This is a genomic window from Bacillus sp. YKCMOAS1, from assembly GCF_030268125.1.
Taxonomy (GTDB): domain Bacteria; phylum Bacillota; class Bacilli; order Bacillales; family Bacillaceae; genus Bacillus; species Bacillus safensis.
Map to the genome: position 1 here is coordinate 283436 of NZ_BSEI01000004.1, position 16588 is coordinate 300023.

Below are 16588 nucleotides of genomic sequence, written 5' to 3' on the forward strand. Positions count from 1 at the left end.
TTTGATAGGATGAATGGGTATCTTACTTCTTAGGCTAAACCCTGAAAGGATGAACAAACATGAACCGATTGATTCTCGCATCTCAATCCCCTAGAAGAAAAGAATTGCTTGATCTAGCAGGGTTTTCTTATGACATTCAAGCAAGTCAATTAAAAGAAGAAATAAATCGAAACTTTTCTCCTGCAGAGAACGTCCAATGGTTGGCAGAACAAAAAGCAAGTGATATTCAAAGATTATATCCCGAAGCTGTGATTGTTGGTGCAGATACGATTGTTGCAATTGACGGCAAATGTCTTGGGAAACCAAAAGACAAGGAAGAAGCGGCCTCAATGCTTCAATTATTGTCAGGAAAGACACATCAAGTCTTGACGGGTGTCACGATTCAGTCAGAGAATAGAAAAGAAACATTTTATGAACAGACAGAAGTAACGTTTTGGACACTTACGCAAAATGAAATAGACCGCTATATCGAAACGGGAGAACCGCTTGATAAAGCGGGAAGCTATGGCATTCAAGGAAAAGGCGCACTGTTTGTTCAAAAAATAGATGGTGATTATTTTTCCGTTGTAGGTCTCCCTATTGCCAAAACAGTTAGAGTGCTCGAAACATTTGGAATCACCCCTTTTTGATGACAGGAAGGAATCTAAAAGGAGTGGGCATCATGAACGATTTCCCTATGTTGCTAAAGCATTTTCCTCAAGATGAAAAGCCGAGAGAACGATTGATCAAATATGGTCCCGGCAGTATGTCAAACCATGAACTTGTTGCGATTCTTTTAAGGACAGGCACAAAAAAGGAATCAGTTCTTCAAATTTCCGCAAGACTTCTGCAAACATTTGGCGGTCTTCGCTCTGTAAGAGAAGCCTCAATTGAAGAAATGTCGAAGATTCGAGGAGTTGGAAAGGCGAAGGCGGTCTCTCTTTTAGCTGCTTTAGAACTTGGCACTAGATTACACCATCAAACGACGGACAACCGCTATGTGATCCGCACACCAGAGGATGGGGCAAACTTTGTGATGGAAGATATGAGGTTTTTACAACAGGAAAATTTCGTTTGCTTAAACTTGACATAAATACTAATAAAATTCTATATGAGTGATTATTATTTCACCGTCTTCTTTAGTGAAATTAATATGTTTAATTAGTTCTTGAACAATACTTCTTTTTTCTTCGTTTGTTAGTACAGACCAATTTTCGTTAAACATTTTTACGATCTCTTTCGCACGTTCAATGTCAATTTGTGAATTTTGGTATTCTGATGAATGGGCTTCAGCTAATTCATTTTGAGCGCTTTTAAGCGCTTTTTTTGTTTCATACATTAGTTGCTCAAATTCTTCATCTGTCATTAAATCTAAAGACCAGGCTTTTTGATATTTTTTTCTTTGTTTTTCTAATTTCAAGATTTTTTGATGAACTTTTTCATAATCATGTTTTTTCTCCTCGGGTATTACTGGCTCAAGTTTTGGTGTTACATTTTGCATATATTTCACAAGTGCTTTTTGAAATTTCTTCTCACTTCCCATAATAGAAGGATTCCTATTTTGCGCACAAGTCTGACATCTATAGTTTATATTTTCTACATATTTTTTGTCCTTTTTTCTTAAATAACCTGATCTTTCACTAGCAAGACGATTTCCACAGCTTGCGCAAATGATTTTAGATTGAAAAATGAATACTGAGTAACTATCTCTTTTTTTTACAATTGATCTTTCTTTAAGAATTTCTTGTAAATGATTAAATTCATCTTTTGAAATATACCCCTCATGTGTGTCTTCTATAATTTCATCACCCCATCGAAAAGAACCGTACAGAATAGGATTTTTTAATAAAGTTAATATTGTTCCTGGATGCCAACGATAACCCCTTCTTGGTAGGATTCCTGAATCATCAAGATAATTGGCTATTTGCCGTGTTGAATATCCTTTTTTCACCTTATCAATTATTTCAAGTAAGATTTCGCCTTGTTCGTGATTTTTGACCAGTGATTTTCCTTTTTTAATAAACCCGAATGGAGCAGGAGCACTAAACTGTCCTTGTCTTGCTTTTTCGTTTTGGCCCATCTTCACTCTTTCGCCTAAATTTTCTCTTTCCCATTGCGCCATTGCAGCAACTAAAGTAATAAATAGTCTGCCAGTTGCGGACCCCGTGTCATATACTTCTGTGGCAGAGCGAAAAACCGCATTATACTTATCAAAGTAATCTAATAAAGTATATAGATCACGTACAGAACGTGTTAAACGATCTAACCTATAAACTAGGACAGTATCAATAATTCCTTGTTCTATGTGGCGTAATAACAATTCTAAAGATGGTCTATGCGTATCTTTGGCGGATTTACCTTCATCAACATAAAATTTGAAACTGGCCCAACCTTGTGATACACAATAGGCTTTTAATTTTTCTTTTTGAGCAGAAATAGAGTAACCTTCTTTAGCTTGTTCATCGGTTGACACCCTTACATATATACCTACGCTTTTGTTACTTGAATCTTCCATTTGAAAATTACCTCCATCAAAAATAGAATGTATGTTCGGTTTTTAGGTTAAAAAATTTTAGTTTTTTTGTATGGTAACCATTCTTTAGGTACGTTGTGCATTAAAGCCACATCCGTGAGAGTATAACTTGTGTTTTTGTATTGCTTGAGCAAAGTATCAGGAAGAAGAAGCTCTACGGCAAAAGTGTTTGCTTCAACTTCTATTTTTTCAACAGATAAGAGGGTTTTTTCTCTCATAAAAGGTGTATTAGCATGAGTATGAAGTTGAGCATGTCCCAGTTCATGTCCGCATGTGGCTCGTTTTTCATATGGTTTTAAATTTGAGTTAATAAATATATATCTGTTCCTTCTATCGTATTTATAAAACCCTCTTATTTCGTGATGTAAATCCCACTCATAAACAAGAATATTTAATTGTTCAGCGAGTTCAAATGGGTTGTTGGTTTTATATTTCTTTATTAGTGATTGCACAGCTGACTTAATCAAAGAAGACTGACCCCCTGTTAGTCTTTTTTTCTGTATTTATGTGGAATATATTTTTTGTTTATTCTTTGAGTTTGTCGAACAATATGTTCCATAGCCTCCATTAGTGACTCAATAGCTTCTTCGCTCATAGGCTCACCCGAAAAACTTAATCCATCGGTATTTTCCAGGTCTTTCTTTATAGCCTCCATACGTTTGGCAATATCTTTTTCATCACTTTCATTGTAGTTAGCAGCTTCTTCATGTAATAAGTTGTCTGTTTCTACGATTTCAGAAACATGAATATCTAATGCGTCTGCAATTGTTTTTAATGTTGCAAGGCTCGGGTTGTATCTATCTCTTTCTATATCGCCGAGGTAAGAACGGGAAAGGTTAGCCTTATCAGCCAATTGTAATTGGGTTAACTTTCTTTCTTTCCTAAGCATCTTTATTCTTTCTCCAACAGTCATCAAGTCAGTTACCTCCCACACAATACACAGCTTTCATGTACCAACGTTTAATATGAATCTAATTATAATGCCGGAATGTCGGAAATACAATGCTTAAAATGACGGAAATACAAGTAATTTAAAGCAAAATGACGGAAATACAAGGTATATACTCTTTTTTTCTCGATATTGCTTTTATTTAAACGAATTTGGACTTTTACAAAATGACGTGAATACCATACAATTTGGTCATACCTTAACGGGAGGTGATTACATGCTGGACGGGAAAAAACTTGGAGCGTTAATTCAAAGTAAACGTAAAGAACAACACTTAAAACAAACAGAAATGGCGGAAGCGCTAGGCCTTTCTAGGACTTATCTTTCCGACATTGAAAACGGGAGATACCTTCCAAGTACAAAGACACTTTCGAAAATAGCAATTTTTATAAATTTAGATTTAAATGTATTGAAAATGACGGAAATACAAGTGGTTGAGGAGGGTGGATATGATAGAGCTACCGGCGCATGTAGAAGCAAGGCTTTATGAAATTTTCATGGAGTTATCGGTTCCGAGAATCTTAAAACAAGAGGCTTTAGAGAAAGGAGAAAAAAACAATGACAAAAGAAAAGGTAATTGAATTAGCCGCCTTCTTCGCTGAATTTGAACAAAAGATGATTAAAAAGAAACGAACTAAAATAGCCGATTTTTCTAAGAAACAAATGATCAAATGGTGTCATGTTTATTTAAAAATGGAAGGAGCTCAATCATGAACTTGAACCACTTTTTAAAAACTGATCGTGAAAAGGCAGAAAGACTTATTAAATCACTTCACTTTCTTGTTGATGAGTTACTAACCGATGCTATCACCGATCAAGATTTTGAAGGATGTATAGAGATTGCAGGGTCAATTGTTTCAAATTGCGAGGAGCTTAAACGAATGCATCACCCTGAACAAGTTGTGCAGCTGCATGAAATTGCGACTCAATTTTTAAGTAAGGGTTTAAATGTCTCAACTATAAAGAGGCCGACATATGAATCTTGAGCATCCGGTCATTACTGAAATACTTCGCAATGGATATCCAAAAGAGTATCAACAGTATGACCAAGAGCATGGCGATGACACCGAGGAAGAAGATGAATAAAAAAAGCCCACACGGCAATGTGGACTAATTAAACAAAAGCAATTCCATTTTAAATGGAAGTATCAACAAAAGCAAATAAAGGAAGGTGCAATATGAATCCTTTGCAAGACTTTGAACTTAATGAAATTAGTGAACAGCCTGGCAACCGTCCACAATTTGAGATTAATGATATGAACAGCTTGAATTGGGCTTTTCGTAAAATTGCTGCTCTCAAGTCACAAGAAAAAGAAATCAAAGCACTGGCAGCCACAGAAAAGCAGCGTATTGAAGAATGGGAAAGCAAGGAACTGAAACCGATTGAAGACAATCTAGCATTCTTTGAAAATTTGGTGGGTGTCTATCATACGAAGCAGCTGCAGGAAGACCCGAAGGCAAAAACTCTATCGACGCCTTACGGGAAATCTAAAAGCCGAGCAATTAAAGAACAGCCTAAAGCAGTCGATGAAGCTCAACTTCTTGAGCATGTGAAAAAAGCTGGCCTGAATGAACTAATCAAAGAAGACATCAGATGGGGAGACTTCAAAAAATCTTTATCTATTAAAGAAATTGACGGTAAGAAAGTTGTAATTGACGAAAACGGACAAGCTGTCCCAGGGGTAGAGGTAGAACCGGCTTCAATCAATTTTAAAGTGGAGGTATAAGCTATGTTTCAAGTAACAGACGCACAACGTCAAAAGGAAAAAGCAATTGTTGGATTTATTGGTCCGAGTGGTTCCGGTAAAACAGCCGGAGCGCTGCTTGTAGCTTACGGAATGATGCGAGAAGCATATCCGAAAGCAAGTGATGAGGAAATTTGGTCTAAGATCGGCGTTGTTGATACCGAGCACCGCCGAGCAAAACTATACGCTAATTTACAATTTGATGAAATTCGTATAGGCAGCTTTAAGCATATTGATTTTACGCCGCCTTACACAACAGAACGTTATCAAATGGCCGTTGAGGCAATTAAGAACGCAGGGGCCGAGGTGGTTGTAATTGATTCGCTTTCCCACAACTGGCAGGGGGAAGGTGGAATTGTGGAAACACATGGCAGCATGTCCGGAAACTCTTTTCAGAACTGGGGCAAACTTGCGCCGGAAACAACCAAGCTAATCAAGACTTTGACACAAAATAATGTTCATATCCTGGCAACAATGAGAACAAAAACAGAGTATGTTGTCGAGCCCGATAACAACGGGAAAATGGCCCCTCGTAAGGTTGGGACCAAACCAGTACAAAAAGATGAAATGGAATATGAATTTATGCTTAATTTCACTATTAGCATTGATCATATGGCCGAAACGTCTAAGGATAATACACGAATGTTTGAGGGTTCTTCCTTAAAGTTAAATCCTGATGTTGGCCGCAAACTTTATAAATGGCTTGAGCTTGGAATTGATGTAAAAGCAGAGGAAGAAACCGAAAGAATCGGCTTAATTACTCATATTAAAACTTTGATTGAAGGTAACGAGAAGGCAGCTCAAATGATTGAAGAATTTCAGATTAAAGCGAATCAGAAATTGGATCAATGGAATGTCAAACTTGCTAACGCTGCAATTGAAAGATTAAACGGCGTCTTGGGAGGTGATTAAAATGAGGCTTGAGGAAATCCGGCAACGTGCCGATGCGGCAACAGAAGGGCCTTGGGAAATCGGGAAGCAATCACCCAACGGATTAAATAATATCGGAACAATTGGCGGATTATTGACCGCACAAACAACGAATGAAGATAACGCAAAATATATCGCACACGCCCGTCAAGATATACCCTGGCTAATTTCAGAAATTGATAGATTAAACAGTGGCATAGACAGCGTGATTTATGATTTGCGAAATGAAGACACCAACGATCCGTATGTATTGGATCAAGTAATTCAAAATCTTGTAACCGTTCTGAACGGTAAATAAAAAATTTGGGGGAATTAAATATGTTTACAGTAGACCACAGCAAAGGCGATTCATTATTTGAACCAATTAAACCAGGAGAATATGAAGCAACAGTTATCAATTTTGAATGCAAAACAGCAGCTACGGGAAATGAGCGACTTGTCGTAGATTATGAAATTCGTTCGGATGTTGAACAGCCATGCCAGGGGCAGAAAATTTTATATGATAACTTCACGGTTACAGAAAACGCAATGTGGAGATTTCACCAGGCTTCCAAAGCCGCAGGTTTTCCCCACGGAATGAAATTTAAAGATCATATCGAATGGGCGAATGCTTTCTTAAATAAACCAGTTCGTCTAGTTGTCGGAGAAAAAGAGCATAACGGAAAAAAATATCCCGAAGTTAAAGGGTTTAAGCCGTCGGAAGCGTCGGCCCCGAAAGCTGATCCAGTGAATATTAGTGACGACGATGTACCTTTTTGATCATAGAAAACACAATTGAGGGAGTGTATAGCTCCCTCGTCTTTAAAGGGGAGTTATTACATGTACGAATTTAAGAACATACCGCAAGAGCTCAAAAACGCCCCTCAATGGATATTATGGCGTTCCGAAGAACGTGACGGTAAGAAAACAAAAGTGCCGTATCAGATTGACGGCAGCATGGCACAATCCAGTAATAAGAGAACCTGGTCAACCTTTCCGACCATTTTAAAATTTTATAATAACCGAGACTATGACGGGATCGGCTTCATGTTCTCAAAAGATGATCCGTTTATAGGCATAGATATTGATCATTGTGTCGAGGGTGGGGTTTTGTCACCATTCGCACAAGAAATTGTTGATAGTGTAGGCAGCTATACCGAATTTTCACCAAGTGGAGAAGGTGTCCACATTATTGCCAAAGGTAAGATACCGTTACGGGGACAGGGCACAGGTAGAAAGAATCCCGAACTAGGATTAGAAGTATATCGTCACGGTCGCTATTTTACCTTTACAGGAAACAGTCTAGGGATTGGAGCCATTGAAGAACGAACGGACAGGCTCAAGGAGCTCTTTGATAAATATTTGAAGGACAAAAAAGAAGAAACGAAAACATCTAGCCCGTCTGCTGCTTCATCCCGTGATATGAATAATCTTTCTAATAAAGAGATATGGGAAAGGATGTTCAACAGCAAGAACGGAAAAAGCATTCAAGATTTGTTTAATGGTCATTTGATAAACGATGATCATTCGGCAACAGATATGGCCCTGTGTAACCATTTGGCATTTTGGACCGATAAAGATACTTCAAAAATGGATTCGATGTTTCGTGAAACGGGATTGTATCGGGAAAAGTGGGATCGGCAACATTCATCCGATGGTGCTACATATGGGGAAATGACCATTGCAGCTGCCGTTTATTCTACTCATAAAACAATATCCGATTTGATGGAAGAACAGCAGGATCAGCCGTACGAGGTATATATTTCTCATCCTGATAATTCTCAAGTTGAGGACACCGAAGAAATTATAGATACGCCGCCCGTGTTTCATTTGACCGAGTTGGGGAACGCTGAAAGGCTTGTCTATTATCACGGAAAAAATATACGGTATTGCAATGAGCTTGAATGGTTAATTTGGAATGGGAAGATGTGGGAAGAAGACAGTAAACGAAAAATTGAGGCTTTAGCTGCTCAAACGTTGCGTGCCATTTATGGTGAAGCAAAAGCAACGGAAGACGGGTACAAAAAAAAGCAGCTGAACGACTGGGCAAAAAAATGCGAGCGTCGCAATATTCGGATGAATACGATTTTAGATACACGACCGATGGTTGCCGTTAAAAAAGAGGAGCTCGACTCACATAAATATCTGTTTAATTGTGAAAATGGTGTGATTGATTTAAAGACAGGTGAAATATTGCCACATGATCGGGATTTACTCTTTACAAAAATTTCAACAGTTGCTTATCAAAAAGACGCAGAATGTCCAAACTGGAAAGCATTTTTAGAAAGTATTTTCATAGATGAAAACGGGCAGCCGAACTATGAAATTATTAATTTTATGCAAAAAGCCATTGGCTATGCATTAACGGGTGATACGTCTGAACAAGTTATGTTCTTCCTGTTCGGAAACGGCCGTAATGGTAAATCTACATTTATCAATACTGTTCAACAACTACTTGGAGACTATGGGCGGCAAACGAACAGCGATACATTTATCAAAAAGAAAAATGATAGCAGCATTAATAATGACATAGCCCGCCTAGATGGTGCACGCTTTGTGTCGGCTGTAGAGAGTGAAGAAGGCCAGCAACTTTCTGAATCATTAGTGAAGCAGATCACCGGGGGCGAAAAGATGTCCGCCCGTTTCTTGCGCCAGGAGTATTTTGAGTTTACACCAGAATTTAAAGTGTTCTTTACGACAAACCATAAACCAATAGTAAAGGGCAGTGACGAGGGTATCTGGCGGCGCATCCGATTAGTCCCTTTTACGGTTACGATTCCGAAAGAAAAAGTAGATAAGAAGCTGCCGCAGAAACTAGCTGCAGAAATGCCAGGTATTCTAAGATGGGCCGTTGAGGGTTGTTTGAAATGGCAAAAGGAAGGGCTCAAGGAACCGGAAGTCATAAGAAAAGCAACCGAGGGATACCGAGAGGATATGGACATTTTAGGGCCGTTTCTTGCTGAAAGATGTGTTATTCATCCAACTGCAAAAATCGAGGCAAAAGAAATCTATAAGGAATACAAAGATTGGTGTTATGAAAATGATGATGTTGAATTAAAAAACCGTGCCTTTTATCGTCAATTAGAAATTCGAGGTTTTAAAAAAGAAAAAGGCGCAAAAAATAAGACATTTATTCATGGAATGACATTAATTCAGTATGCCGGAGGAAGTTTATTACAGAGTGACGATGGTCGGGTTACTGAAAGGGTTACTGAATTCACTTCAAAAAGTAACCCAAATAAGGTTACTTCAATCAATAGAAAGAAGCTCTAACCATTGATATATAAGGGTTTTTAATATTTTACATTTTTTAGGGGTTATTGAGGGTTACTTAATTTCCGTGTTCCTCTCACATGAAAATTAATTAATAAAAAATAATATATATATAAGTATATAGACTTTAATAGAAAAATAGATAACCTTTGATAACCCAGTAACCCAAAAAAGGCTGAAAGCCTTGATATGATTGAGTTTTTAAAGGGTTACTGAAATTTTAGTTCGATAACCCTTTACTAACCCTTTTTTAAAAGAGGTGGGAAAAATGCACCCGAAACAAATTTGTGCTGACATAGAAACGTTGGGCGCTCGTTTGGTTCTCGATGGTAACGATCTTTATATTGAGAATCCCGAAAACGTCTATCAAGAACTTGTGGAATTTGTCCAGTCTTACAAGAAACGAATTATTCGTTATTTGAAAGGCGAATACTCGGATAAAGAACATAATGTGAAACAAACAATAGATAAAATCATTAATTATTACATGGGCATTGCTCAAGACTTAAATAGAAAAATAGATGACTGGTTCAATCATGATTATGAATCAGTTATGAAGGTGATGAAATTGCTCGTTTTATTTTGGGAGAACGGATGGAGAGACCTTGACACTTCCGTTTCAAATTTTGAAAGTGAAAAAACAGACAAGCTATCTTTAGAAATTTACGAAAGGGCCATGTCTTATTTTAAGGGAGATAAATCATGACTATTATTCACTACAACTATTCAGATACAGAGCTAAAAGAAATTTTAGGCAGCATGATCATTATTGTGGATACGAGAGAACAGAAGAATCAACATGTTCTTGATTATCTTCGCAAAAAGAACGTATCAATCAAATTCAAAGGGATGAAGACGGGTGACTATTCCGCAATGATTCCCAAAAATGAGGAATACGGGATCAATAGAGATATGTATTTAAACGCTGCTATCGAAAGGAAAAACGGAGTTGATGAGCTTGTTCAATCCATTAAGGACCGTTCCAGGTTTGAAAATGAATTGATTCGTGCATCAAAAAACCCTTTCACTCTTCTCGTGGAAGACCTGGAAGGGTATCAAAAGATACTCAACGGAAAATATCGTTCAAAATATGAACCTAAATCGCTGCTTGGTAGCTTGAAAACATTTGAGGTTCGTTACAATTTCTCAACGGTTTTTATTAATCCAAGTGCGACCGGAAACTATATCTATCATCACTTTCATTACATGGCTCGAGAATTATTAAAAAGTGGATTACTATAGCAAAGACCAGACAGCAGAGAAGTTTATTATATCCAAAATGAGTTTTGCTGTCTGGTTTCCTATATACTTACGTATTTTTATCAGCGTGAGCCATATCCTGTATTTTCTAGGGTGTAAATTGAGAACCATCTACTCTCTACAGCACATTCCCCAGTACCTCTTACTACTGGATATACGACATAGATGTATTCCATCCAGTCGCGTATTGTGTTGTCATATTCGAACCGTACATCATGAATAAATATTCTTGTACCTTTAGAAAAGTTAGGCGTATCGGCTGGGGCTGAAATCATCTTTCCGATACTTGGTTGATATTTTCTTAGTTCCGACCTTTGATTATTCGGTACGTAATCATTGTGAGTATAAGGTGACGGAACATGATAATACATTGGATACATTGAATACATTTTAAAACATCTCCTTGGAAAATCATTTACAGTTCATCGTATTTCTGATTTGTGTATAAGGTGATGGGTATAACTTATTGTCCTGTTTTTAGGACTTTAACCACAAAACGTAAAATGATTAGACGGAATATTCAAAAAACAATTGATTGAAAGGGGAAAATAAAAATGGCATTTGTAGGTTTTGAAGAATCACACGAGGTGCGGCAGCTGGCTAAAAGTTTAATTGATGAACACCACCCACATTTAAAAGATGCGATTGAGCATATTGGGTTTTATATTCGAGAAGGAAGCAGCAAATGGGCGGGGAAAGCGAAAAAATGCACGGCCTTTGAACGTCATATGACCGATTATATGCTTTTCGTATTTGTAAATAAGGAAGCCTGGAAGGCAATGAACAAGAAACAGCGTGCCGCCCTGGTCGATCATGAACTTTGTCATTTCACACGTACTAAAACGGAAGAACCTGACCCGAAAGATGCGAGGAATTGGATTACTGTGTATGGGCCCGCCGATGATCCTGATAGTTGGGGAATACGAGAGCACGATGTTGAGGAATTTTCCGAAATCATTGAACGTCATGGTCTTTGGGATACGGGTATTGAATCATTCGCCGCAGTTGTGCGGGAGGCTGATCACCAAATGAATATTGATGATGTAAACCGTATAACAAGGGTGAAGTAAATGAGGAATCGTCTACTACTCTTTTATATCGTGTTTGGATCGGTTTCTGTTTTGGCTGTTATGAATATGAATTAAGGAGGCAATGAAAGACTTGAGATTACAAGACATTCCAAGTAAAATTATAGATATTGAGACTTTAGACAAAAAAGAGCCTTTCGTTTTAGTTTTTTCTGATGGCGTATTGAAATATACACAATTACCGCCGCATGGTGAAACGAAAATTGTCACTCATAATAACAAAGTGACTCGATTGCTTTTTAACGAAGGCGAACTATTTGAATAAAACCGTTCTACCGGAAAGCCGGGGGGCACTGATCATGACAGCATAGCGCTGTTTGGTTGGTGTCCCTTTTTTATATTCAGAAAAGAAGAAAATGAGGTGTGAATCTATGTCTAAAAAAAGAACTGATGTTCCTAGGAACAAATGTACCCAAAATCACACGCAGGAGCTTTCATATGAAGAGATAAAGGAACTCATGGGTATTTATCGCCCAACATATAAAAGAAGCCGTGGCGGGGCATTAAAAAGCAAATAAAAGGGGGAGGTATTCTTATGTTGGGTGAGCCGCCTGTAATAGATAAAAAAGAAACTAGAAAAAGAGTTGAAAGTATACTAGACAATTATCGTTTGTATCTTCTTCAAGTTCCCGATGATATGCTGCCTAAAATAACGGCCGGATTTAGCATCGTGCCGCCAGCTCAGACGAATGCTTTTCATTCAACCACTGAAAGCACAGCTATTAAACGTATTGAGTGGGAACAAAAACGAAATGCATATCTTGAGAGAGTGCAAAAGGCTGTCAATCGTCTTCCGTATAACGAAAGACAGATCATTATAAAACGTTACATGCAGCAAGAACCTGTTTTCGATTACCAGGTATATAATGAAATCGGCATGAGCGAAAGATCATATACACGCTTGAAAGGAAAGACGTTCCTAGACTTGGCGTATGCGCTCAATGAAGTTGTATTTAAAGCACCCGTTTAGAGGTGTTTTTATTTTGGCGTTTTATTGGCGGAAAACTGGCGTATTTTTGGCGTTATGTTGGCGCAGCATGACAGAAAAAAGGTTGTAATATTGTATTATGCGATAGATTGATAAAACGGCTTCCAAAGGAGGTTGTTTTTTTCTTTCTCTAAAATTTAAAAGGAGTTGAATTACATGGCATCATTAAAAGGTGTGTCGGCTAATCCGACAAAAGCGAATCATTTTATAGGTTTGGATAAGGTCGTTGGCGTGGCTGTCAAGAATGACAATGACTATATCGCAGGTCCAAACCTTATTCCGCAGCGCAAGGTTAACGGTAAATGGGAAACGATTAAAACCAATTCCCCGAACCCGCTTAATCCAGGTGAAAAGCTATTTGATGAATTCAGTATCAAGGAATCATTCGGGAACAAAAAAGGAACATACCGATTTAAGGTGGATGCTGAACGATATGACAAGCAGGGCAACCACGTTGAAACGATTGGTACGTTCTACACTAGCGAATTTTATATTAAGTAATAATTGAAGCACCGTCTTTCATGGCGGTGTTTTTCTATTTGCTGTAAAGCGTCCCTGTCTGTTTACAAAATCAATGGCGGCTAACAAACAGGGGCGGCTTAGATCAAATAAAAAGGAGAGTGTGGCGATGTCATTTACAAAACCAACAAGTTTGAGTTTTACAAAGTCATCTGAATCGAGTTATGAGAATCAAAGAATCTTTAAAAGAAATCTTAATCTTGGAATACTAACACTAAATGAAGTGCGGATACATTACGGATTGAAGCCCATTGGTAAGTTAGGGGAAATCATTTATAGGGCAGAAAAATGCCGTTAAAACGTTGTAACGTTCCCACCTGCCGGGAATATATAGACTGGACTTTACGCTATTGTACAAAGCACCAGGGCTATGCTGATAAGCAATACAACAAAGATGTGAGATACAACAGGGAGAACGAAGTGCACTACAAATACTATCAAAGCAGAGAATGGAAATCACTTCGAGAAGCAAAGAAGCGTGAGAGTCATTACAGATGCGCTGTGTGTGCCGCAGAAGGACGTGTAAACATGTCCAATAGGTTAGTGGTCCATCATAAGCATAAAGAGCTTAGAGAGGTATTTCATGACGATATAGAGCGCACTGATTTAAACAACCTTGAAGTGCTTTGTCAGTTTCATCATAACCAGGTGACATTTAAGAAGTGAAGACATTTTCATTTTATTTATTTTGATTTAAGTCCCCCCGACAATGAACGGGGTGGGCTTTTTTGATTCCTGGAAATCGGCGTCCCCTCTTTTTCGTAAAAATTGTTGAAATGAAATTTTGATTTTTCACGTTTATTTCGTTTTTTCACTCATTCATAAAATGGCTTGATCCTTTACAGGCGTTGAGATAGAGCGATTTTACTCATTTGTTTGATTGCCTGAAATTAATAGGTTGGATTTTGCTGAAAGGTGGTGGTTTTTATTGGCGAGACGAAAACAAATGACGGACACATTAAAAGGGCAATTTTCTAAAGAAGAATTGGAGAAGCGGCAGCATCAGGAAGAAAAATTAAAAGGGTTTACGCCATTGCAAGAGAAACCACCTTACTGGCTTTCCACAATGGCGAAAAATGAATGGGAAAGAATACACCCTTATCTCAGTGAGCTGCCTATTTCAGAGTTGGACCGAACGCTTTTTGCTTTATTCTGTAACAGCTATGCGCAATATAGGGTGGCTTTGGATGACATTAACGAAAACGGCCAGACGGTTGTAGAAATAAACAGCAAAGGTTTTCCAGTCAAAAAGAAAAATCCTTCCGTTGATATTATGAATAGCATGTCAAAGGAAATACGAGGCATTGCGGGACAGTTAGGGCTTTCCCTAGACTCAAGACTTCGACTTGTCGGTTTAGGTGAGGATGAGGGCGAAGAGGACCCGATCACAAAATTCATGAAAAGCCGTGGTAAGAATGGTTGATCATGTAACAGCATATGCTCAAGCCGTTATAAGCGGCGAAATTGTTGCGGGTGAGTATATCATCCTTGCTTGCAAACGGCATATGGAGGATTTGGAAAGGTCGAAACTTGCTCCGTTTAATTATTATTTTGATGTGGAAGAGGCAAACACAAGAATTGACTTTACTGAAATTTTGCCAAACCCGGAGACTGGTGAACCGGTAGAATTGTTGTCATATCAAAAATGGATTATTGGCAGCGTCTTTGGTTGGAAAAGAAAAGATAATGATAACCGCCGATTCAAAAGAGCTCTGATAACAAAAGCCCGGCGTAATGGGAAAACGTTTTTAGTCTCGACAATGGGAACGAATGAGTTTTTCCTCTGCGAAACACCAAAACGCAACAGAAAAATTGTTTTTGCCTCCAACGCTTTAAAACAGGCACGAATTGGCTTTGAGTATATGCAAGATCAAATCCGGTCATTGGCAAAGAGCTCTAAAGCTATGAAAAAAAGAGTGAAAATTAAAGATGCTGAAATTAAGGATTTATTTTCCGGCAGCACAGCTTATCCCATTTCCTCTGATACGTCCACGGGAGACGGTTTTGCGGCCACAGTCGCGATTATAGACGAATGGCACGAAAGCCAGGACCTAAAAATGTACAACCTTTTGAAATCAGGTCAGATCGCACTGAAAAACAGCTTACTTGCAATAATCAGTACAGCAGGATTAAACCCAAACGTCCCAATGTATAGAGAAGTTCAAATGCTGAAAAAAGTTTTAAGAAAAGAACTCAATATGGATGATTATTTCATCGCCATTTATGAACAGGACGATGTTGAAAAAGAGGCGGAGCTCCCAGAAACATGGATAAAGTCTAATCCTATCTTGGAGCACCCAGAGATTGGCGAAACCGTCATGGAATCATTAAAGCTGGATTTGGAAGCAGCAAAAGAGCAGCGAAACTTAAATGCTTTATACGTGAAGAACTTTAATGTGTGGCGGCAAGTGAGTGAAGAAAGTTTTATCTCTATTGATGATTGGAACGCCTGCGCCGTGGAAGAGACGCCGGACCTTGTCGGCCGAGAAGTTTATATAGGGCTGGACATGTCGAGGTCAGACGATTTAACTGCTGTCTCATGGATATACCCACTTGATGACGAGGCAAGAAGGTATTACGTTGACAGTCATTCATTTGTTGCGACAAAAGGCGGTCTGGATCAAAAAATAATCCGGGACAAAATCGACTATAGGGAGATGGCTGATCGGGGTTACTGCACTATTACTAATAAAGAAACCGGGATAATTAATCAGCAACAGGTCATCGACTACATTAAGCATAGAATTAAGTCACAAAAGCTTAAGGTTAAAGGCATCCTTTATGATCCTCATGCTATTTCATTGATGTTGAATGAGCTGGAAGAATATCCATTAATAGAAGTAGGGCAAGGAGCTAAACGACTTTCCCCGCCTGCAAAGGATTTCCGGCTTTGTGTTTATGATAAGCGTATCATTCACTCTAACAATCCTTTACTAACAATTGCTGTAAACAATGCAATAGTTAAAGAGTTTAATGATTTAATTAGGCTTGATAAAGATAAAAATCGGGAGAAAATTGACCCAATTGCAGCAATGATCACGGCTCACTATGAAGCAATGTACCATTACGAGCAAAACGAAACAGATTGGGACGCATATTACCAAAGTGAAGATTTTGGTATATAGAAGGAGGAGAAACAGTGCCAAAACAATTTAATCGTTTCATCAAGGGAGTATGGCGGTTCTTATCATTGAACCTTCATACTCTTTTGTTTTTGTTGGGGCTAATCCTTATCAATACCGCCGTTTATATGGTTGGAATGATTTTGGGGATTGCGGCTAGTGGTGTTTTGCTAGTCTTTGTTGCCATTCTTCTCAACCATGAAACAGAAAGGGGGTAGAGGAA

General features: G+C 38.3%; 22 protein-coding genes and 1 pseudogene. 20 read left to right on the forward strand and 3 right to left on the reverse strand.

Annotation, left to right across the window (positions count from 1 at the left end):
- Window positions 1-59: 59 nt before the first annotated feature.
- Both QSJ46_RS13990 and QSJ46_RS13995 read left to right on the forward strand, forming a co-directional pair.
- A complete protein-coding gene (locus QSJ46_RS13990; protein WP_224929057.1) occupies window positions 60-629 on the forward strand; it encodes a Maf family protein in 570 nt (189 codons plus the stop codon).
- Window positions 630-676: 47 nt separating this feature from the next.
- Window positions 677-1066: pseudogene (locus QSJ46_RS13995) on the forward strand (UPF0758 domain-containing protein); the annotation flags it as partial.
- 9 nt (window positions 1067-1075) lie between these two features.
- Here QSJ46_RS13995 and QSJ46_RS14000 read toward each other — a convergent pair.
- The 3 genes from QSJ46_RS14000 to QSJ46_RS14010 are packed head-to-tail and all read right to left on the reverse strand — an operon-like array spanning window position 1076 to window position 3425.
- Window positions 1076-2494 carry a recombinase family protein gene (locus QSJ46_RS14000; protein ID WP_254806124.1) on the reverse strand — a complete coding sequence of 473 codons (1419 nt, stop codon included), beginning with the start codon at window positions 2492-2494 and terminating at the stop codon, window positions 1076-1078.
- A gap of 47 nt (window positions 2495-2541) precedes the next feature.
- Window positions 2542-2979, reverse strand: coding sequence for an ImmA/IrrE family metallo-endopeptidase (locus QSJ46_RS14005; RefSeq protein ID WP_254806125.1), 438 nt, complete (start codon window positions 2977-2979; stop codon window positions 2542-2544).
- A 17-nt stretch (window positions 2980-2996) separates the two neighbouring features.
- Window positions 2997-3425: a helix-turn-helix domain-containing protein gene (locus QSJ46_RS14010; RefSeq protein ID WP_047946298.1), complete on the reverse strand. Its 429-nt coding sequence runs from the start codon at window positions 3423-3425 to the stop codon at window positions 2997-2999.
- 253 nt (window positions 3426-3678) lie between these two features.
- Between QSJ46_RS14010 and QSJ46_RS14015 the strand changes: the two genes are divergently transcribed.
- The 18 genes from QSJ46_RS14015 (at window position 3679) to QSJ46_RS14100 (ending at window position 16583) form a co-directional block, all read left to right on the forward strand.
- Window positions 3679-3951, forward strand: a complete 273-nt coding sequence (locus QSJ46_RS14015) for a helix-turn-helix transcriptional regulator (RefSeq protein ID WP_254806126.1) — start codon at window positions 3679-3681, stop codon at window positions 3949-3951.
- A gap of 68 nt (window positions 3952-4019) precedes the next feature.
- A complete protein-coding gene (locus QSJ46_RS14020) occupies window positions 4020-4175 on the forward strand; it encodes a hypothetical protein (protein WP_170871289.1) in 156 nt (51 codons plus the stop codon).
- On the forward strand, window positions 4172-4447 hold the full coding sequence (locus QSJ46_RS14025; RefSeq protein ID WP_076840351.1) for a YqaH family protein: 276 nt from the start codon (window positions 4172-4174) through the stop codon (window positions 4445-4447). Before QSJ46_RS14020 ends, QSJ46_RS14025 begins: the two co-directional genes overlap by 4 nt.
- Window positions 4448-4639: 192 nt before the next feature.
- Window positions 4640-5188 carry a host-nuclease inhibitor Gam family protein gene (locus QSJ46_RS14030; RefSeq protein WP_254806127.1) on the forward strand — a complete coding sequence of 183 codons (549 nt, stop codon included), beginning with the start codon at window positions 4640-4642 and terminating at the stop codon, window positions 5186-5188.
- A gap of 3 nt (window positions 5189-5191) precedes the next feature.
- The gene (locus QSJ46_RS14035) at window positions 5192-6118 is read left to right on the forward strand and encodes an AAA family ATPase (RefSeq protein WP_247544460.1); all 927 of its coding nucleotides are present in this window, start codon (window positions 5192-5194) and stop codon (window positions 6116-6118) included.
- Window position 6119: 1 nt separating this feature from the next.
- A complete protein-coding gene (locus QSJ46_RS14040; protein WP_113387296.1) occupies window positions 6120-6434 on the forward strand; it encodes a hypothetical protein in 315 nt (104 codons plus the stop codon).
- Between the two features lie 20 nt (window positions 6435-6454).
- The gene (locus QSJ46_RS14045) at window positions 6455-6895 is read left to right on the forward strand and encodes a DUF669 domain-containing protein (RefSeq protein WP_254806128.1); all 441 of its coding nucleotides are present in this window, start codon (window positions 6455-6457) and stop codon (window positions 6893-6895) included.
- Window positions 6896-6955: 60 nt separating this feature from the next.
- On the forward strand, window positions 6956-9388 hold the full coding sequence (locus QSJ46_RS14050) for a phage/plasmid primase, P4 family (protein WP_285604869.1): 2433 nt from the start codon (window positions 6956-6958) through the stop codon (window positions 9386-9388).
- 268 nt (window positions 9389-9656) lie between these two features.
- The gene (locus QSJ46_RS14055; protein WP_285604870.1) at window positions 9657-10094 is read left to right on the forward strand and encodes a hypothetical protein; all 438 of its coding nucleotides are present in this window, start codon (window positions 9657-9659) and stop codon (window positions 10092-10094) included.
- Window positions 10091-10630 (forward strand): ERCC4 domain-containing protein, encoded by a 540-nt coding sequence (locus QSJ46_RS14060; RefSeq protein WP_285604871.1) that lies wholly within the window; start codon window positions 10091-10093, stop codon window positions 10628-10630. The genes QSJ46_RS14055 and QSJ46_RS14060 overlap by 4 nt, the downstream gene beginning before the upstream one ends.
- A 572-nt stretch (window positions 10631-11202) precedes the next feature.
- On the forward strand, window positions 11203-11718 hold the full coding sequence (locus tag QSJ46_RS14065; protein ID WP_113387290.1) for a putative metallopeptidase: 516 nt from the start codon (window positions 11203-11205) through the stop codon (window positions 11716-11718).
- Between the two features lie 91 nt (window positions 11719-11809).
- A complete protein-coding gene (locus tag QSJ46_RS14070) occupies window positions 11810-12001 on the forward strand; it encodes an XtrA/YqaO family protein (RefSeq protein WP_285604872.1) in 192 nt (63 codons plus the stop codon).
- A 270-nt stretch (window positions 12002-12271) separates the two neighbouring features.
- A complete protein-coding gene (locus tag QSJ46_RS14075; protein ID WP_285604873.1) occupies window positions 12272-12706 on the forward strand; it encodes an ArpU family phage packaging/lysis transcriptional regulator in 435 nt (144 codons plus the stop codon).
- 174 nt (window positions 12707-12880) lie between these two features.
- Window positions 12881-13225: a structural protein gene (locus tag QSJ46_RS14080; RefSeq protein WP_282900679.1), complete on the forward strand. Its 345-nt coding sequence runs from the start codon at window positions 12881-12883 to the stop codon at window positions 13223-13225.
- A gap of 546 nt (window positions 13226-13771) precedes the next feature.
- The gene (locus QSJ46_RS14085) at window positions 13772-13909 is read left to right on the forward strand and encodes a hypothetical protein (RefSeq protein ID WP_285604874.1); all 138 of its coding nucleotides are present in this window, start codon (window positions 13772-13774) and stop codon (window positions 13907-13909) included.
- Between the two features lie 262 nt (window positions 13910-14171).
- Entirely contained in the window at window positions 14172-14666 is a 495-nt protein-coding gene (locus QSJ46_RS14090; RefSeq protein WP_285604875.1) for a phage terminase small subunit P27 family, read from the forward strand.
- On the forward strand, window positions 14659-16368 hold the full coding sequence (locus QSJ46_RS14095; protein ID WP_285604876.1) for a terminase large subunit: 1710 nt from the start codon (window positions 14659-14661) through the stop codon (window positions 16366-16368). Before QSJ46_RS14090 ends, QSJ46_RS14095 begins: the two co-directional genes overlap by 8 nt.
- A gap of 14 nt (window positions 16369-16382) precedes the next feature.
- Entirely contained in the window at window positions 16383-16583 is a 201-nt protein-coding gene (locus QSJ46_RS14100; protein WP_172881279.1) for a hypothetical protein, read from the forward strand.
- Window positions 16584-16588: the final 5 nt, after the last annotated feature.

Bases quoted from the DNA above. Each gene is read 5' to 3' on its own strand.
- QSJ46_RS14060 (WP_285604871.1), top strand. From the start codon at position 10,091: ATGACTATTATTCACTACAACTATTCAGATACAGAGCTAAAAGAAATT.
- QSJ46_RS14085 (WP_285604874.1), top strand. From the start codon at position 13,772: ATGTCCAATAGGTTAGTGGTCCATCATAAGCATAAAGAGCTTAGAGAG.
- QSJ46_RS14075 (WP_285604873.1), top strand. From the start codon at position 12,272: ATGTTGGGTGAGCCGCCTGTAATAGATAAAAAAGAAACTAGAAAAAGA.
- QSJ46_RS13990 (WP_224929057.1), top strand. From the start codon at position 60: ATGAACCGATTGATTCTCGCATCTCAATCCCCTAGAAGAAAAGAATTG.
- QSJ46_RS14025 (WP_076840351.1), top strand. From the start codon at position 4,172: ATGAACTTGAACCACTTTTTAAAAACTGATCGTGAAAAGGCAGAAAGA.
- QSJ46_RS14095 (WP_285604876.1), top strand. From the start codon at position 14,659: ATGGTTGATCATGTAACAGCATATGCTCAAGCCGTTATAAGCGGCGAA.
- QSJ46_RS14010 (WP_047946298.1), bottom strand. From the start codon at position 3,425: ATGACTGTTGGAGAAAGAATAAAGATGCTTAGGAAAGAAAGAAAGTTA.
- QSJ46_RS14050 (WP_285604869.1), top strand. From the start codon at position 6,956: ATGTACGAATTTAAGAACATACCGCAAGAGCTCAAAAACGCCCCTCAA.
- QSJ46_RS14040 (WP_113387296.1), top strand. From the start codon at position 6,120: ATGAGGCTTGAGGAAATCCGGCAACGTGCCGATGCGGCAACAGAAGGG.
- QSJ46_RS14030 (WP_254806127.1), top strand. From the start codon at position 4,640: ATGAATCCTTTGCAAGACTTTGAACTTAATGAAATTAGTGAACAGCCT.
- QSJ46_RS14015 (WP_254806126.1), top strand. From the start codon at position 3,679: ATGCTGGACGGGAAAAAACTTGGAGCGTTAATTCAAAGTAAACGTAAA.
- QSJ46_RS14080 (WP_282900679.1), top strand. From the start codon at position 12,881: ATGGCATCATTAAAAGGTGTGTCGGCTAATCCGACAAAAGCGAATCAT.
- QSJ46_RS14065 (WP_113387290.1), top strand. From the start codon at position 11,203: ATGGCATTTGTAGGTTTTGAAGAATCACACGAGGTGCGGCAGCTGGCT.
- QSJ46_RS14055 (WP_285604870.1), top strand. From the start codon at position 9,657: ATGCACCCGAAACAAATTTGTGCTGACATAGAAACGTTGGGCGCTCGT.
- QSJ46_RS14035 (WP_247544460.1), top strand. From the start codon at position 5,192: ATGTTTCAAGTAACAGACGCACAACGTCAAAAGGAAAAAGCAATTGTT.
- QSJ46_RS14020 (WP_170871289.1), top strand. From the start codon at position 4,020: ATGACAAAAGAAAAGGTAATTGAATTAGCCGCCTTCTTCGCTGAATTT.
- QSJ46_RS14000 (WP_254806124.1), bottom strand. From the start codon at position 2,494: ATGGAAGATTCAAGTAACAAAAGCGTAGGTATATATGTAAGGGTGTCA.
- QSJ46_RS14045 (WP_254806128.1), top strand. From the start codon at position 6,455: ATGTTTACAGTAGACCACAGCAAAGGCGATTCATTATTTGAACCAATT.